At 34.4% G+C, this 14974-nt stretch carries 11 protein-coding genes; 7 read left to right on the top strand and 4 right to left on the bottom strand.

Features of this window, described 5'->3' with window-relative positions; translation table 11 throughout:
• Positions 1-239 precede the first annotated feature (239 nt).
• Positions 240-1661 carry an ATP-dependent DNA helicase gene (locus tag AC9UEH_RS03160; RefSeq protein ID WP_509528283.1) on the bottom strand — a complete coding sequence of 474 codons (1422 nt, stop codon included), beginning with the start codon at positions 1659-1661 and terminating at the stop codon, positions 240-242.
• A 180-nt stretch (positions 1662-1841) separates the two neighbouring features.
• Here AC9UEH_RS03160 and AC9UEH_RS03155 point away from each other — a divergent pair, with 180 nt between their 5' ends.
• Both AC9UEH_RS03155 and AC9UEH_RS03150 read left to right on the top strand, forming a co-directional pair.
• On the top strand, positions 1842-2660 hold the full coding sequence (locus AC9UEH_RS03155) for a DUF3822 family protein (RefSeq protein ID WP_509528281.1): 819 nt from the start codon (positions 1842-1844) through the stop codon (positions 2658-2660).
• Positions 2657-3247 (top strand): RsmD family RNA methyltransferase, encoded by a 591-nt coding sequence (locus AC9UEH_RS03150; protein WP_509528280.1) that lies wholly within the window; start codon positions 2657-2659, stop codon positions 3245-3247. Before AC9UEH_RS03155 ends, AC9UEH_RS03150 begins: the two co-directional genes overlap by 4 nt.
• A gap of 136 nt (positions 3248-3383) precedes the next feature.
• On the opposite strand, the gene lpdA is transcribed toward AC9UEH_RS03150, so the two are convergent.
• Together lpdA and AC9UEH_RS03140 are read right to left on the bottom strand one after the other, a co-directional pair.
• On the bottom strand, positions 3384-4787 hold the full coding sequence (lpdA, locus tag AC9UEH_RS03145) for a dihydrolipoyl dehydrogenase (RefSeq protein ID WP_509528278.1): 1404 nt from the start codon (positions 4785-4787) through the stop codon (positions 3384-3386).
• An 86-nt stretch (positions 4788-4873) separates the two neighbouring features.
• Positions 4874-5326, bottom strand: a complete 453-nt coding sequence (locus tag AC9UEH_RS03140; protein ID WP_509528277.1) for an Lrp/AsnC family transcriptional regulator — start codon at positions 5324-5326, stop codon at positions 4874-4876.
• A gap of 183 nt (positions 5327-5509) precedes the next feature.
• Between AC9UEH_RS03140 and AC9UEH_RS03135 the strand changes: the two genes are divergently transcribed.
• Positions 5510-6712: an aminotransferase class I/II-fold pyridoxal phosphate-dependent enzyme gene (locus AC9UEH_RS03135; RefSeq protein ID WP_509528275.1), complete on the top strand. Its 1203-nt coding sequence runs from the start codon at positions 5510-5512 to the stop codon at positions 6710-6712.
• A gap of 322 nt (positions 6713-7034) precedes the next feature.
• Positions 7035-7649 carry a class I SAM-dependent methyltransferase gene (locus AC9UEH_RS03130; protein ID WP_509528273.1) on the top strand — a complete coding sequence of 205 codons (615 nt, stop codon included), beginning with the start codon at positions 7035-7037 and terminating at the stop codon, positions 7647-7649.
• A 287-nt stretch (positions 7650-7936) separates the two neighbouring features.
• Here AC9UEH_RS03130 and glmM read toward each other — a convergent pair whose 3' ends face one another.
• On the bottom strand, positions 7937-9325 hold the full coding sequence (gene glmM, locus AC9UEH_RS03125; protein WP_509528272.1) for a phosphoglucosamine mutase: 1389 nt from the start codon (positions 9323-9325) through the stop codon (positions 7937-7939).
• Positions 9326-9408: 83 nt separating this feature from the next.
• On the opposite strand from glmM, the gene AC9UEH_RS03120 reads away from it, so the two are divergent.
• The 3 genes from AC9UEH_RS03120 to uvrA all read left to right on the top strand — a co-directional run bounded on the left by AC9UEH_RS03120 (position 9409) and on the right by uvrA (position 14852).
• The gene (locus AC9UEH_RS03120) at positions 9409-9993 is read left to right on the top strand and encodes an acyl carrier protein phosphodiesterase (protein ID WP_509528270.1); all 585 of its coding nucleotides are present in this window, start codon (positions 9409-9411) and stop codon (positions 9991-9993) included.
• 135 nt (positions 9994-10128) lie between these two features.
• On the top strand, positions 10129-11913 hold the full coding sequence (locus AC9UEH_RS03115; protein ID WP_509528268.1) for a chloride channel protein: 1785 nt from the start codon (positions 10129-10131) through the stop codon (positions 11911-11913).
• Between the two features lie 107 nt (positions 11914-12020).
• Entirely contained in the window at positions 12021-14852 is a 2832-nt protein-coding gene (gene uvrA / locus AC9UEH_RS03110; protein ID WP_509528267.1) for an excinuclease ABC subunit UvrA, read from the top strand.
• The last annotated feature ends 122 nt before the right edge of the window (positions 14853-14974 follow it).

The following is a 14974-nucleotide window of genomic DNA, read 5'->3' as shown; positions in this document are numbered from 1 at the left end:
TAATTTATCTATTTTTGTCTAATAATCTGTATCGATTATTTAGGACTAGTCATAACATCAAATAGTATAATCCCTACGGGACATTTTCACCGGTAACAATTCTTATTTTCTACCAACATTTAACTCCTAACGGAGTATACCTCGTAGAGATTATATGTTGGTAAATTGATAGTTATGAAGTTGATTTTTTGTCCCGTAGGGACTATACATTTTTTTATCTGACAATAACTCAAATAAAACTATTCTTCAAAATTTTCGTCTTTGAAACCTATCAAATACAACTTGTCTTTTGCTCTTGTGATTGCTGTATACAACCATCTGATATAATCTCTATCGATGCCGTTTGGCAAATACGGTTGCTCTATAAACACTGTATTCCATTGTCCTCCTTGCGATTTATGACACGTAATTGCATACGAAAACTTGACTTGCAACGCATTGAAATATTCGTTTTCTTTTACTTTTTGAAACATTTTATACTTGGTTTCTCCTTCATAATCTTTCATCACTTCTTGATACAATCTGTTGGATTCTTCGTAGGTTAACGATGGCGATTCACTGGTAATTGTGTCCATCAATAAAACAGTTTCCAATGGAATTTGATTGGGATAATCGACCATTCTGATTTTTACTTTCGCAAATTTAAAACCATATAACTCTTGAATATTAAAAATTTCTAAGACTTCAATAATGTCGCCATTAGCAATAAAAACAGCTTCATCAGAATCTTTAAGCCAGAAGTAATTGTTTTTCACGACCATCAAAAAATCGCCTGTGGACAATTCACTTTCCTTATCTAATATTTTGGTGCGAATTTGCTCATTATATTGATTGGCACGTTTATTAGAACGTACAATAAAAGCAGTATCTTCAATACTATAATTGCTATATGCCGAATTAATTGCGTCTTGAATATCGTAGCCATCGGTGAGGCGAACAATATCTTTAAACCCGCGTAATTGGAATTTGAAACTGTCAAAAAAAGTATCTTTCAGCACTTCTCGAAGTTCGGTAGCATTGAATAAAATACCCGAATTTTCTTCTTGTCGCATCACTTCGTCCAACTCAATATGCTTAATTTCTTTGTTGTAATGCATTCCCAAAGTATCAATATTTAAAGCGGGCGAAATGTCTAAATTTACAGGTGGTAACTGCGCTGTATCTCCCAATAAAATCATTTTGCAATTGGTTCCTGAATAAATATACGAAATCAAATCGTCTAATAAAGACCCGTTTTCATACATTTTACTTTCGGAATTCGTGTCCGAAATCATAGAGGCTTCATCAACAATAAAGAAAGTATTTTTGTGTTTGTTTTGTTGCAACGTAAAACTCACGCCACCACCAGCGCCTTTCTTTGGAAAATATATTTTCTTGTGAATCGTAAACGCAGGTTTCTGAGAATAATTTGCAATAACTTTTGCCGCACGACCTGTTGGCGCTAGCAAAACATATTTTTTATTGATTTCAACTAAGTTATTTACAATCGTAGAAATCACAGTAGTTTTTCCAGTTCCTGCATATCCTTTCAAGACAAATATCTCATTATTATCGTCATTTGTAATAAATTCTGCTATTTGCTGAAAGAAAATATCCTGTTTATTCGTCGGAGTAAACGGAAATTGTCTTCGCAAAAGAGAATAAAAATGACTAGAATTCATAAATGGATATTTCATCGCAAAGTACGCAAAGTTTTTTTGGAGATGGCTTTATTTTGAATCAAATTCAATAAATATATTTGTTTACTTCCTTACTTTTTAAGCCGTAAACATAATTTTATTACCTCCAAAAATTATTGTCATTTAAAAAAATTGTAAGTTTGCGATTATCATCAACTATTTATGTCGGTAAACGCAAACATAACGGATAAAAAATATAAAAAACTAACACTTCAAGTAACTTTGAATGGGTTATCCTTTTGTATTTTTGATACTTTAAACCAAGTTGTTTTATTGGTAAAAGAGATTGATTTTGCAGACTTTCCAAAAGCTACAAACGTAGAAGATTATTTTTGGAAAGCGTTTACGGATAACCCAGAATTAAAAGATTCTTACGATGAAATTCTTGTTTTACATGATAGCAATTTAGACACGTTTGTTCCAACGGCATTATTTGACGAAGATTTTTTAGGAAGTTATTTGCAATACAATACAAAGGTTTTTGAAACCGATTTCTTTGCTTTTGATGCACTTTCAAGTTATGAAATGAACCATGTTTATATACCATTTGTAAATATCAACAATTATTTGCTTGACCAGTTTACTACTTTCAATTATAAACATACGAATACCATATTGGTTTCAAAATTATTAGATTTTTCTAAAAATGTTGATGAAAAACAGGTTTTTGTACATTTTTCAACTAATAAATTTGAAATTGTAATTGTTCAAAACCAAAAATTATTACTGTTCAATTCTTTTGATTTTGTTACAAAAAAAGACTTTATATACTATCTTTTGTTCACAACCGAACAATTAAATCTAAATCCAGAGCATTTTAAAGTTTCCCTTTTAGGTGCTATTACTGAAAAATCTGATTTATACCAAATCGCATACAAATATGTCAGAAACATTGCATTGTTGGATGTTTCTGATTTACAAAAACACAATGATTTTTCAACTGCTCAGAATCTAAAGCATTTTATACTTTTCCAATCGTGAGAATAATTTCAGGCAAATTCAAAGGAAGACGCATTTTTCCGCCAAAAAACCTTCCCGTACGCCCAACAACCGACATGAGTAAAGAAGCATTATTCAATGTTTTGAACAATCATTTTAGCTTTGAAGGCTTAAAAATATTAGATTTATTTTCAGGAACGGGCAACATCAGTTTTGAATTTGCTTCTCGTGGAAGTGATAATATCACCGCTGTTGATGCCGATTTTGGCTGTGTAAAATTCATAAAACAAGTTGCCGAAGAATACGATTTCAATATAGCAGCTATGCGTAGCGATGTCCTTAAATTCTTAGAAAAAAATACCAATTCCTACGATATTATTTTTGCAGACCCACCGTATGCTTTAGACCAAAAAACATTTGAAAATATTGTGACTTTAGTATTCCAACAAGAATTACTTCGGGAAGATGGGATGATGGTTATTGAACATTCAAAATATACCAAGCTCGATCACATGATTCATTTTTCCTTCAAGAAAAGTTATGGCGGTTCTATTTTTAGTTTCTTTGAAATTATTGGAAATGCCGATGAAGAAGTAAAAGTTGATTTGGAAGCAACTGAGGAAGATTAGAAATGTGTCGAAAGTATTAAAGTCGAATGAAAAACCGAAAATTCAGCAAATTCATTACTTAAAATTCATATTAACTCACCTAAAAAAGGAAAACCCGCTCGATGGAACGGATTTCGCCATTAAAATATATTGAATGTTAAACGTGCAAAGCTCTGTTATCAGTTGCTGCCAATGCCGCTTCTTTAATTGCTTCCGCAAATGTTGGGTGAGCGTGACTCATTCTTGAAATATCTTCTGCCGAAGCCTTAAACTCCATCGCTACAACGGCTTCTGCAATTAAATCCGCACAACGAGCACCAATCATGTGAACACCCAATACTTCGTCGGTTTTAGCGTCAGCAAGAATTTTCACAAATCCGTCTAAATCGCCACCAGCTCTTGCTCTTCCTAATGCTTTGAATGGAAAACTTCCCGATTTAAAATCAACTCCCGAAGCTTTCAATTGTTCCTCTGTTTGCCCTACTGCAGCCACTTCTGGCCAAGTATAAACAACTCCTGGAATCAAATTATAATCGATATGTGGTTTTTGTCCCGCCAAGATTTCTGCAACCATAGTTCCTTCTTCTTCGGCTTTGTGTGCCAACATTGCTCCACGAACAACATCACCAATCGCATAAATAGTTGGAATTGAAGTTTGCAAATGGTCGTTCACTTCCACTTGTCCTCTATCCGAAATTTTAACGCCTGCTTTATCGGCATTTAATCCTGTTGTAAAAGGACGACGCCCCACAGAAACTAAAGAATAATCTCCTTCTAATGTGATGGTTTCTCCTTTCGCATTTTCAGCTTGAACCGTAACCACATCTCCTGAACGTTCTACCGATTTCACTTTGTGTGAAACATAGAATTTCATTCCTTGTTTCTTCAAAACTTTCATCAATTCTTTAGACAACGAACCGTCCATTCCTGGAATAATTCTATCCATAAATTCTACAACCGAAACTTGCGCTCCTAATCGTAAATAGACTTGTCCTAATTCAATTCCAATTACTCCACCACCAATAATCACAAGGTGTTTGGGCACTTCTTTCAATTTCAAAGCTTCCGTAGAAGTTATAATTCTTTCTTTATCAATTTTTATAAAAGGCAACGAAGACGGTTTAGAACCAGTTGCAATAATGATGTTTTTAGCTTCTAAAGTTTCTGAAGTTCCATCTGCTTTTGCAACAGCAACATGTGTGGCGTCAACAAAAGAACCTAATCCTTCAAATACTGTGATTTTATTTTTATCCATCAAAAATTTCACACCGCCAGAAGTTTGGTCAACAACTGCTTGTTTACGGGCAATCATTTTCTCCAAATTCACTTTTACTTCTCCCGAAACTTCAATTCCGTGTTCTGCAAAATGGGCAATTTCACTGTAATGATGAGACGATGCAAGCAATGCTTTTGATGGAATGCAACCTACATTCAGGCACGTTCCACCAAGTGTAGAATATTTTTCGATAATGGCAGTTTTCATTCCCAATTGTGCGCAACGAATTGCAGCTACATATCCTCCTGGTCCTGAACCGATGATGACTACGTCAAATGAACTCATAATTTATTATTATTTTTGTGTATAAATAAAATTGGTACAAATTTAAGAAATTAAAAACCTATTCATACACTTTTTTATTTCTAAATTCAAACTACAATTAAAGTGGTGTTTTTAACCTCGCTAATCATGAATGTACTATGCGTACTCCCAATATGTTCTAACGTAGTCAATTTAGTTACAAGAAATTCTCGATATGCTTCCATATTTTTGACTGCAATTTTCAAAATGTAGTCATAATCACCACTCACATGATGGCATTCTAAAATTTCGCTAAGTTTTACCACTTCACTTTCGAACTTGGTCAAGAATTCTCTGGTGTGCTGAATGAGTTTAAGATGACAAAATACGACAAATCCTTTATCGACTTTGGAGCGGTTTACCAATACCACATATTTATCAATAATTCCTTCACGTTCTAGTTTTTTTATGCGCTCATATACTGCAGTTACTGACAAATTGAGTTTCAAAGAAAGTTCCTTTGTGGTTTTTTTGCTGTCTGTTTGTAGCAGGAACAGTAACTTTTTATCTATTGAATCCATAAGTAAATTGAAGTATTATTTATAAAGTTGAAAATTATCTAAAAAAATAAATATTTAAATACTAATTTAGACATTTAAACTATAAATGTACTAAATTATAATTATATAATCTAAATATTTACTATGGTATTGTATTAATAACTGATATTTTATTTATTTGACATAAATTAAATAATTAATTCTATGGAAAATTTTAATCCCGCAGACAACATTCAGGACTTGCAATATTTTGGAGAATTTGGAGGTGTAAATCCATCCATTTCAGATAGTTCGACCTATACTTTTCTGTCGGCAAAAACCATGTTCGATACATTTGAAGGCAATGCTGAAGGCTGTTATTTGTATTCCCGACACTCATCGCCAAGCAACTTATACCTCGACAAGGCAATGGCAGCAATGGAAGGAACAGAATCTGCCAATGTTTCGGCATCGGGAATGGGCGCCATCACTCCTACCCTTTTGCAGTTGTGCGGACAGGGTGACCACATTGTTTCGAGCCGCACAATCTACGGCGGAACGTATGCTTTTTTGAAGAATTTCACGCCTAAATTTGGCATCAAAACCACGTTTGTTGACATTACAAAATTAGAAATCGTTGAAGCCGAAATTACACCAGAAACCAAAGTTTTATATTGTGAAACTGTTAGCAATCCGTTGCTTGAAGTTGCCGATATTGCCAGTTTATCAAAACTTGCCAAAAAATATAATTTGAAATTGGTGGTTGACAATACATTTTCGCCATTATCCGTTTCACCAGCGCTTTTGGGTGCCGATATTGTGATTCACAGTTTAACGAAATACATCAACGGAAGCAGTGATACTGTGGGCGGAGTAACTTGTGCCTCGCAAGAATTTATCGATAGTTTGAAAAATGTGAACAACGGAGCGAGCATGCTTTTAGGACCTACAATGGACAGTTTGCGCTCGGCAAGTGTCATGAAAAACCTACGCACGCTGCACATTCGTATGAAACAACACAGCTATAATGCACTTTATTTGGCGGAGCGATTTGAGAAAGACGGAATTAAAACCGTTTACCCAGGTTTAAAAAGCCACCCGAGTCACGAAATATATAAGAATATGATCAATCCAGAATACGGTTTTGGAGGAATGATGACTCTGGACGTAGGCACTTTAGACCAAGCCAACGCCTTAATGGAATTGATGCAAAGCAAGAATTTAGGCTATTTAGCCGTGAGTTTAGGATTCTATAAAACCTTGTTCAGCGCACCCGGAACATCAACATCCAGTGAGATTCCTTTGGACGAACAAAAAGAAATGGGCTTAACCGACGGCTTAATTCGGTTTTCAATTGGACTCGACAATGACATCGAAAGAACCTACCAAAGCATGAAATCGTGTATGGTAGCACTTTCTATCCTTTAGTTTGTTTATTAATTGTTGAGAAAATTTGCTGTTGTGTGTGCTTCAGCGGATTTTTTTTTGGGGCGCGCCACCGTTTATAACATTACCAGAAACTACATTATTTTTCGTTAAACGATGTCAGGCAGTGCTTTGCAATCCACGCCCAAAAGCGTGGGATTTCCACTTCCATCCTTCGCGCAATCCAAATCATAAGTCAATTTAGTTTTTAAAACTTCATAGATTACTAAAAACTATCTAAAATAAATTATATTTCGTATATTTATAGAGAATAAATAATAGCAATTACTTTCTAAGCAAAATACAATTTGCAAAAATTAAAAAAATGGAAAATTCAATGAAAAAACATTGGGAAACTGTTTATGAAACTAAATGTCCAGACCAAGTTAGTTGGACACAAGAAATCCCAAAAACTTCGCTAAATTTCATTTATTCCTTTGGATTAGACAAAAAGGCAAAAATTATTGACATTGGCGGTGGCGATAGTAAATTGGTAGATTTTCTTCTTGCGGAAGGATTTGAAAACATAACTGTTTTGGATATTTCTGAAAAAGCAATTGAAAAAGCACAACTCCGATTGGGCTCCAAAGCCAATAAAGTAAATTGGATTGTTTCTGATATAACCCAATTTAAACCAACTATATCTTATGATATCTGGCACGACAGAGCAACCTTTCATTTCTTAACTTCTAAAGTTGATATTGATAAATATATAGAAATTGTGAAAAATTCTGTTTCAAAATATATTGTTATTGGAACTTTTTCTGAAAATGGTCCTCAAAAATGCAGCGGTTTGGAAATTAGACCCTATTCCCAAGAAATGCTGGGAAAATTATTTCAAAATGATTTCCAAGTAACAAAATGTTTCACTGAAGACCACACAACCCCTTTCGATACAAAACAAAATTTTATTTATTGTAGTTTTAAAAGAGGGATTTGAAACAGCTATATATTTCAAAGAATAAAAATGTAAATAGCATCTGAAATAAATTCAAATTGTCAAAGTGTTGATTCGGTAATTCGTTGATTTGGTTATTCGGAAAATCATAAATCTAAAATCGGGATTTGCATGAAGGATGGCAGCCGAAATCCTCTGTGGAACGAAGTGCAACAGAGATTGCAGCGAAGAGCCTGACCTGAAGTTTTTAAGGAAGGGCATGCCCAAATAAAAAAGAAAAACCTCAAAGTAAACGCTACTTTGAGGTTTTTTAGTATTGGGAAATCGGTCTAAATACCTGCTATTGCTTTGATTTCGGCAATGATTCGTTGTGCTAACGCATCGGCTAAATCTTGTGTTTGTGCCTCGGTGTAAATACGGATTATTGGTTCGGTATTGGACTTGCGAAGATGTACCCAATTTTCGGCGAAATCTATTTTTACGCCGTCAATTGTGGTGATGTCTTCGGATTTGTATTTCTCGGTCATGGCTATCAAAATGGCATCGACATCAATTTGTGGTGTGAGTTCAATTTTGTTTTTGCTCATGTAATATTGTGGGTAACTCGCTCGTAATTCGGCTACGGTTTTCTCTTGATTTGCCAAATACGTTAGGAATAACGCCACGCCAACCAAGCTGTCACGTCCATAATGCAACTCAGGATAGATGATTCCACCGTTGCCTTCGCCACCAATAATTGCGTTTGTAGCCTTCATTAATTCAACCACATTGACTTCGCCAACGGCACTTGCCTGATAGTTTCCGTTGTGATTGTTGGTGATGTCACGCAACGCACGGGATGACGACATATTCGAAACCGTATTTCCTGGGGTTTTGCTCAAAACATAATCGGCACAAGCCACAAGTGTATATTCTTCGCCAAACATTTCGCCATCATTGGAAATGAATGCCAAACGATCGACATCGGGATCGACAACAATTCCGAAATCGGCTTTTTCTTCCAAAACCAATTTACAGATATCGCCCAAATGCTCCTTTAAAGGCTCTGGATTGTGAGGAAAATGTCCGTTTGGTTCGCAATATAATTTGACAACTTCAACGCCCATAAGTTCCAACAATTTAGGAATAATAATTCCTCCCGATGAATTTACAGCGTCCACTACCACTTTATATTTCCGTTTTGCAACGGCTTCAGCATCTACTAAAGGTAGGTTTAAAACTTCGTCGATGTGAATGTCCATGTAGGCATCGTTTTCGGTAATAGTTCCTAAATCATCGACTTCTGAAAATGTAAACGCTTCGTCTTCGGCAATTTGCAAAATCAATTCACCTTCTTTAGCGCTTAGAAATTCTCCTTTTTCGTTAAGTAATTTCAAGGCGTTCCATTGTTTTGGATTGTGAGAAGCGGTTAAGATAATTCCACCGTCGGCATTTTCTAACGGCACCGCAATTTCAACTGTTGGCGTGGTTGACAAACCCAAATCGATGATATCAATTCCCAAACCTATTAAGGTGTGTGTAATTAAATTATGAATCATTGGTCCAGAAATCCTTGCGTCACGACCTACTACCACGGTTAATTTGTCTTTTTTACTGTTGTTTTTAAGGAAAGTTCCATAAGCTGACGCAAATTTAACTGCGTCAACGGGTGTTAGATTATCGCCAACAACTCCGCCAATAGTTCCTCGAATTCCTGATATAGATTTTATTAATGTCATTTTTATGGATTTAATTTTAGCAAATATAATAATTTGAGATGTTTTTAAAGTCGAATTTGAAATAAAATTCCTAAATTCGGAGAATGAATTTTTTAGCACATATTTACCTTTCCGGCGATTCTGATTTGATTAAAATCGGTAATTTTATGGCAGATGGAGTTCGCGGAAATAAGCACTTGGAATTGCATTCTGAAATTCAGAAAGGCATTATTTTGCATCGCACCATTGATACTTTCACCGATGCGCATCCAATTTTTAGACAAAGTACCAAACGATTGCACGCCAATTACCATCATTTTTCGGGAGTAATTGTGGATGTTTTTTATGACCATTTTTTAGCTAAGAATTGGAGTTTATATTCAGATGAAAAATTAGAAAATTATGTTGACAATTTCTATAATTCATTGAACACGAATCACGATTTATTGACAGAAAAAGCACAAATGATGAAGCCGTATATGATTCAACAAAATTGGCTTTTGAATTATCAAACTATCGACGGAATTGAGAAAATTTTAACTCAAATGGACAACCGAATAAAAAGAGAATCAAATCTGCGGTTTTCGATTCAGGAATTGAGGTTGTTTTACAAAGAATTTGAGGTTGAATTTACGATTTTTTTCAATGATTTACAGGTTCATTCTTCTGAAAAATTACTGCAGTTATGAGTATTGATTAGTACAAACGTTCATTTGTAATGCAGTAATACATTTCATAAAGTCCAATTTTAATTGAACTAAATTTGAAATAACTAGAGTATATAAATACAAAATAATAGTAAATTAGCACTTTACAAAAAAACAATGTTCAAAAGATATATTTATAAAATTGAAAACTTAATTGGTTGGTCGCAATCAAAACTAACAGAAAAACAGTTTATTTTTCTGTCGAGTGTTTTGGTTGGAATTTCGGCAGCCTTTGCTGTGATTGTGTTAAAGAGTTTTGCACACTCTGTTTTTTCATTTGCAACCTACATCAATGGAATATTAAAATTAAGTTTCATTAATAGTGTTTTACCAATTGTTGGGATTTTACTTACCCTATTTGTTGTAAAACGAGTTTTGGGCGGCACAATTGAAAAAGGAACATCACAAATTTTGTATGCCGTTGCGAAAAAATCGAGTGTAATTCCTAGAAAACAAATGTATGCTCAAATAGTAACAAGCTCGCTAACCGTTGGTTTGGGTGGTTCTGCAGGTTTAGAAAGTCCAATTGTAATTACGGGTGCTGCTTTTGGTTCAAATTATGCGCAACGGTATAAATTGAGTTACAAAGACCGAACTTTATTAATAGGTTGTGGGGTTGCTGCGGGAATTGCAGCCGCTTTTAACGCACCAATTGCAGGCGTTTTATTCGCTATTGAAGTTCTGTTGGTTGATGTTAGTATTTCTGCTTTTACACCTATAATGATTGCTGCAGCATCAGGTGCTTTAGTTTCTGTGATTGTTTTAGATGAAAGCATTTTATTGAATTTTAAGCAACAACAAACCTTCGATTATCATAATATTCCGTATTATATTTTACTTGGCATTTTTGCTGGTTTTATAGCCGTTTATTATTCTCGAAACTTTCAAAAAATAGAACATTTTTTTAGTAAAGTTAAATTAAGTCCTTATAAAAAAGGATTTTTTGGTGCTTCTATTTTAGCGATAATTATTTTTGTATTTCCAACATTATTTGGTGAAGGTTATGAAAGCATCAAAACATTATCAGAAAATGATCCTGGACAATTATTAGAAAACACCTTATTTAGCGATTTCCGAAATAACAGTTGGGTGCTTTTACTTTTTGTAGGTGCAACCATGTTATTGAAAGTTTTTGCAACAGGAATTACGCTCGGAAGTGGTGGAAATGGAGGAAATTTTGCCCCTTCCCTATTTTTGGGTTCTTATGCTGGATTTTTCTTTTCAAAATTGATTAATCTATCAGGGTTTACAAAATTACCAATCAGCAACTTTACTATGGTTGGAATGGCAGGAATTCTAAGTGGTTTATTTCACGCACCATTAACCGCAATTTTCCTAATTGCAGAAATTACTGGTGGTTATGATTTGATGATTCCATTGATGATTGTTTCCTCCATTAGTTTTGCAATTTCCAAGCGTTTTGAAAAACATTCTTTAGATGTGAAAAATTTAGCGAGAAAAGGAAATGCCTTTACAAGTAATAAAGACACGAATATTTTATCTACTTTGGATATTAATAAAATCATACAAACTGATTATTTAACAGTAAGTTCCGAAGGTAATTTAGAAAAATTAGTAGAATTGATTTCACATTCAAACCAAGTTGTATTTGCGGTTGTCGATGAAAACCTTGAATTGTTGGGTGTGATTTATTTTAATGATATTCGGGAAATAATTTTCAGTGCATTCAAAGTAAAATATACACCGACAAAAGAAGTTATGCAGACACCAAAAGAAATTATTTATCCAACCGATAGTATGGAAACGGTAATGAATAAATTTGAAAACTCAAAAGTTGCCTTTCTTCCGGTAATTAAAAATGGAAAATATTTTGGTTTTATATCCAAATCTATTGCGCTTGAAGCCTATAGAAGCAAATTAAAATCGATGACGATAGAATAATTAATGCTAAATAATTCCCGTGATTATTATTTGTATTAACAAAATCTTCATAAGCGTTGTATCAAAAATTTAAATCAAAATGGTAACTTTGCGTTTTGATGCAAATTATGTTAGAAACTGATAATAATATTGAAGTATTAGGGGCGCGAGTTCATAATCTTAAAAATATAGACGTTACCATTCCCCGAGAAAAATTGGTTGTGATTACTGGACTTTCAGGTTCTGGAAAATCGTCTTTGGCGTTTGATACTATTTATGCCGAAGGACAACGCCGCTATGTCGAGACTTTTTCTGCGTATGCCCGACAGTTTCTTGGTGGCTTAGAACGTCCCGATGTTGACAAAATAGACGGACTTTCACCTGTTATTGCCATTGAACAAAAAACAACCAGTAAAAGTCCTCGCTCTACTGTGGGAACTATTACAGAAATTTACGATTTTTTACGGCTTCTTTATGCACGTGGTGGTGATGCTTACAGTTATAATACGGGCGAAAAAATGGTTTCCTATAATGACGACCAAATCAAAGAATTGATTACGAAAGATTTTATTGGCAAGCGAATCAATATTCTTGCCCCTGTAATTAGAGCGCGAAAAGGACATTATGGTGAATTATTCCAGCAAATTGCGAAGCAAGGATTTCTAAAAGTTCGTGTTAACGGCGAAATAAAAGACATAACGGCTGGAATGAAATTAGACCGTTATAAAACCCACGATATTGAAATTGTAATCGACAGAATTGCTGTTGATTCTTCAGTTGAAAATGAAAAAAGATTGACTGACAGCATTAAAACTGCAATGTATCATGGTGAAAATGTACTGATGATTTTAGATCAAGACACCAACCAAGTTCGCTTTTTTAGTCGGAATTTGATGTGTCCAACTACAGGAATTTCCTATCAAAATCCAGAACCAAATATATTTTCATTTAATTCGCCAAAAGGTGCTTGTGAACATTGCAATGGATTAGGAACGGTTAATGAAATTAATATTAAAAAGATAATTCCAAATCCTAAAATATCAATTAAAAGTGGTGGTTTTGCGCCTTTAGGTGAATATAAATCAACTTGGATTTTCAAGCAATTAGAAATTATTGGAGAAAAATTTGATTTCAAATTATCTGATTCCATAGAACGTATTTCTGAGGAAGCGATGGATATGATTTTGAACGGTGGAAAAGAGAAATTTTCTGTTGCATCTAAAACATTGGGGATTACGAAGGAATACAAAATTGAATTTGAAGGAATTTCACATTTTATAAAAAACCAACACGACGAAAGTGGTTCAGCAACAATAAAACGTTGGGCTTCTGGATTTATGGACGAAATGAAATGTCCTGTTTGCGAAGGAACGAGATTAAAAAAAGAAGCGTTGTTTTTTAAAATCAATGAAAAAAATATTGCTGAATTATGCGATTTAGATATTTCAGATTTAACAAAATGGTTTCACGATTTACACAATCATTTATCTGACAAACAAACGCTTATAGCAACTGAAGTGATTAAAGAGATTAAGGACAGATTAAACTTTTTGATGAATGTTGGTTTGGATTATTTGGCTTTAAGCCGAAGTTCAAAATCACTTTCTGGTGGCGAAGCACAACGGATTCGATTGGCAACGCAAATTGGTTCGCAATTGGTTGGGGTTTTATATATTTTGGACGAACCGAGTATAGGTTTGCACCAAAGAGACAACGATAAATTAATTCATTCTTTGGAGCAATTGCGAGATTTAGGAAATTCTGTGATTGTGGTTGAACACGACAAAGATATGATTGAACGTGCCGATTATGTGATTGATATTGGTCCTAAAGCGGGAAAATTTGGTGGTGAAATAATTAGCAAAGGAACACCGGCTGAAATCTTGAAAGACCATACTATCACTGCAATGTATCTTAATGGAGAAATGAAAATCGAGATTCCAAAAAAGAGACGTGAAGGCAACGGAAAGTTCTTGAAATTGACTGGAGCAACGGGAAATAACTTAAAAAATGTTACCATTGAAATGCCGTTAGGGCAACTAATATGTGTGACAGGCGTTTCTGGAAGTGGAAAATCGACATTGATAAATGAAACGCTTTATCCTATTTTGAACGCTTTTTATTTTAATGGTGTTAAGAAACCAAAACCGTACAAGAAAATTGAAGGTTTGGAGCATATAGATAAAGTTATTGATATTGACCAAAGTCCGATTGGGAGAACGCCACGTTCAAATCCTGCGACTTATACCGAAGTTTTTACGGAAATTAGAAACCTGTTTACGATGACTTCTGAGAGTATGATTCGGGGTTATAAAGCAGGGAGATTTAGTTTTAATGTGAAAGGCGGAAGATGTGAAACCTGTGAAGGTTCGGGAGTTCGGACGATAGAAATGAATTTTTTACCCGATGTTTATGTTGAATGTGAAACGTGCCAAGGGAAGCGATTTAATAGGGAAACTTTAGAAATTCGGTTCAAAGGAAAATCGATTTCAGATGTTTTGAATATGACTGTTGATGAAGCGGTTCCGTTTTTTGAAATGATTCCAAAGATTTATAGAAAAGTAAAAACGATTCAGGATGTTGGTTTGGGCTATATAACTCTTGGTCAACAAAGTACAACGCTTTCTGGTGGCGAAGCCCAACGTATTAAATTGGCTGGCGAATTGTCTAAAAAAGATACAGGAAATACGTTTTATATTCTTGATGAACCTACCACAGGATTGCATTTTGAGGATATTCGGGTTTTGATGGATGTGATAAATAAATTGGTTGATAAAGGCAATACGATATTGATTATTGAACATAATATGGACGTAATTAAATTGGCGGATTATATAATTGATATTGGTCCTGAAGGCGGAAAAGGCGGCGGAGAAGTTGTTGCGAAAGGAAAACCCGAAGAAATTGTAAAAAATAAAAAAAGCTATACGGCACAATTTTTAAAAAAAGAGTTACTTTAGTAGGATGAAAATTTATTTATTTACTTAATTTTAAATTAAAAAAGTAATTTAGTCGAGAGGCTTAGCCCCGATGGAAGTGAAAATCCCTTGTATTGCTAGGTACGTAGCAATCACGAGGATTG

Origin of the sequence: Flavobacterium sp. (assembly GCF_040402835.1) — a bacterium.
In the GTDB taxonomy this organism is placed as follows: domain Bacteria; phylum Bacteroidota; class Bacteroidia; order Flavobacteriales; family Flavobacteriaceae; genus Flavobacterium.
This window is presented reverse-complemented; position numbering and strand designations above follow the sequence as displayed.

Excerpts from the sequence above, each read along its gene's own strand:
- lpdA (WP_509528278.1), bottom strand. The coding sequence starts at position 4,787 with ATGAGTTCATTTGACGTAGTCATCATCGGTTCAGGACCAGGAGGATAT.
- AC9UEH_RS03130 (WP_509528273.1), top strand. The coding sequence starts at position 7,035 with ATGGAAAATTCAATGAAAAAACATTGGGAAACTGTTTATGAAACTAAA.
- AC9UEH_RS03115 (WP_509528268.1), top strand. The coding sequence starts at position 10,129 with ATGTTCAAAAGATATATTTATAAAATTGAAAACTTAATTGGTTGGTCG.
- AC9UEH_RS03155 (WP_509528281.1), top strand. The coding sequence starts at position 1,842 with ATGTCGGTAAACGCAAACATAACGGATAAAAAATATAAAAAACTAACA.
- uvrA (WP_509528267.1), top strand. The coding sequence starts at position 12,021 with ATGTTAGAAACTGATAATAATATTGAAGTATTAGGGGCGCGAGTTCAT.
- AC9UEH_RS03140 (WP_509528277.1), bottom strand. The coding sequence starts at position 5,326 with ATGGATTCAATAGATAAAAAGTTACTGTTCCTGCTACAAACAGACAGC.
- AC9UEH_RS03160 (WP_509528283.1), bottom strand. The coding sequence starts at position 1,661 with ATGAATTCTAGTCATTTTTATTCTCTTTTGCGAAGACAATTTCCGTTT.
- AC9UEH_RS03120 (WP_509528270.1), top strand. The coding sequence starts at position 9,409 with ATGAATTTTTTAGCACATATTTACCTTTCCGGCGATTCTGATTTGATT.
- AC9UEH_RS03135 (WP_509528275.1), top strand. The coding sequence starts at position 5,510 with ATGGAAAATTTTAATCCCGCAGACAACATTCAGGACTTGCAATATTTT.
- glmM (WP_509528272.1), bottom strand. The coding sequence starts at position 9,325 with ATGACATTAATAAAATCTATATCAGGAATTCGAGGAACTATTGGCGGA.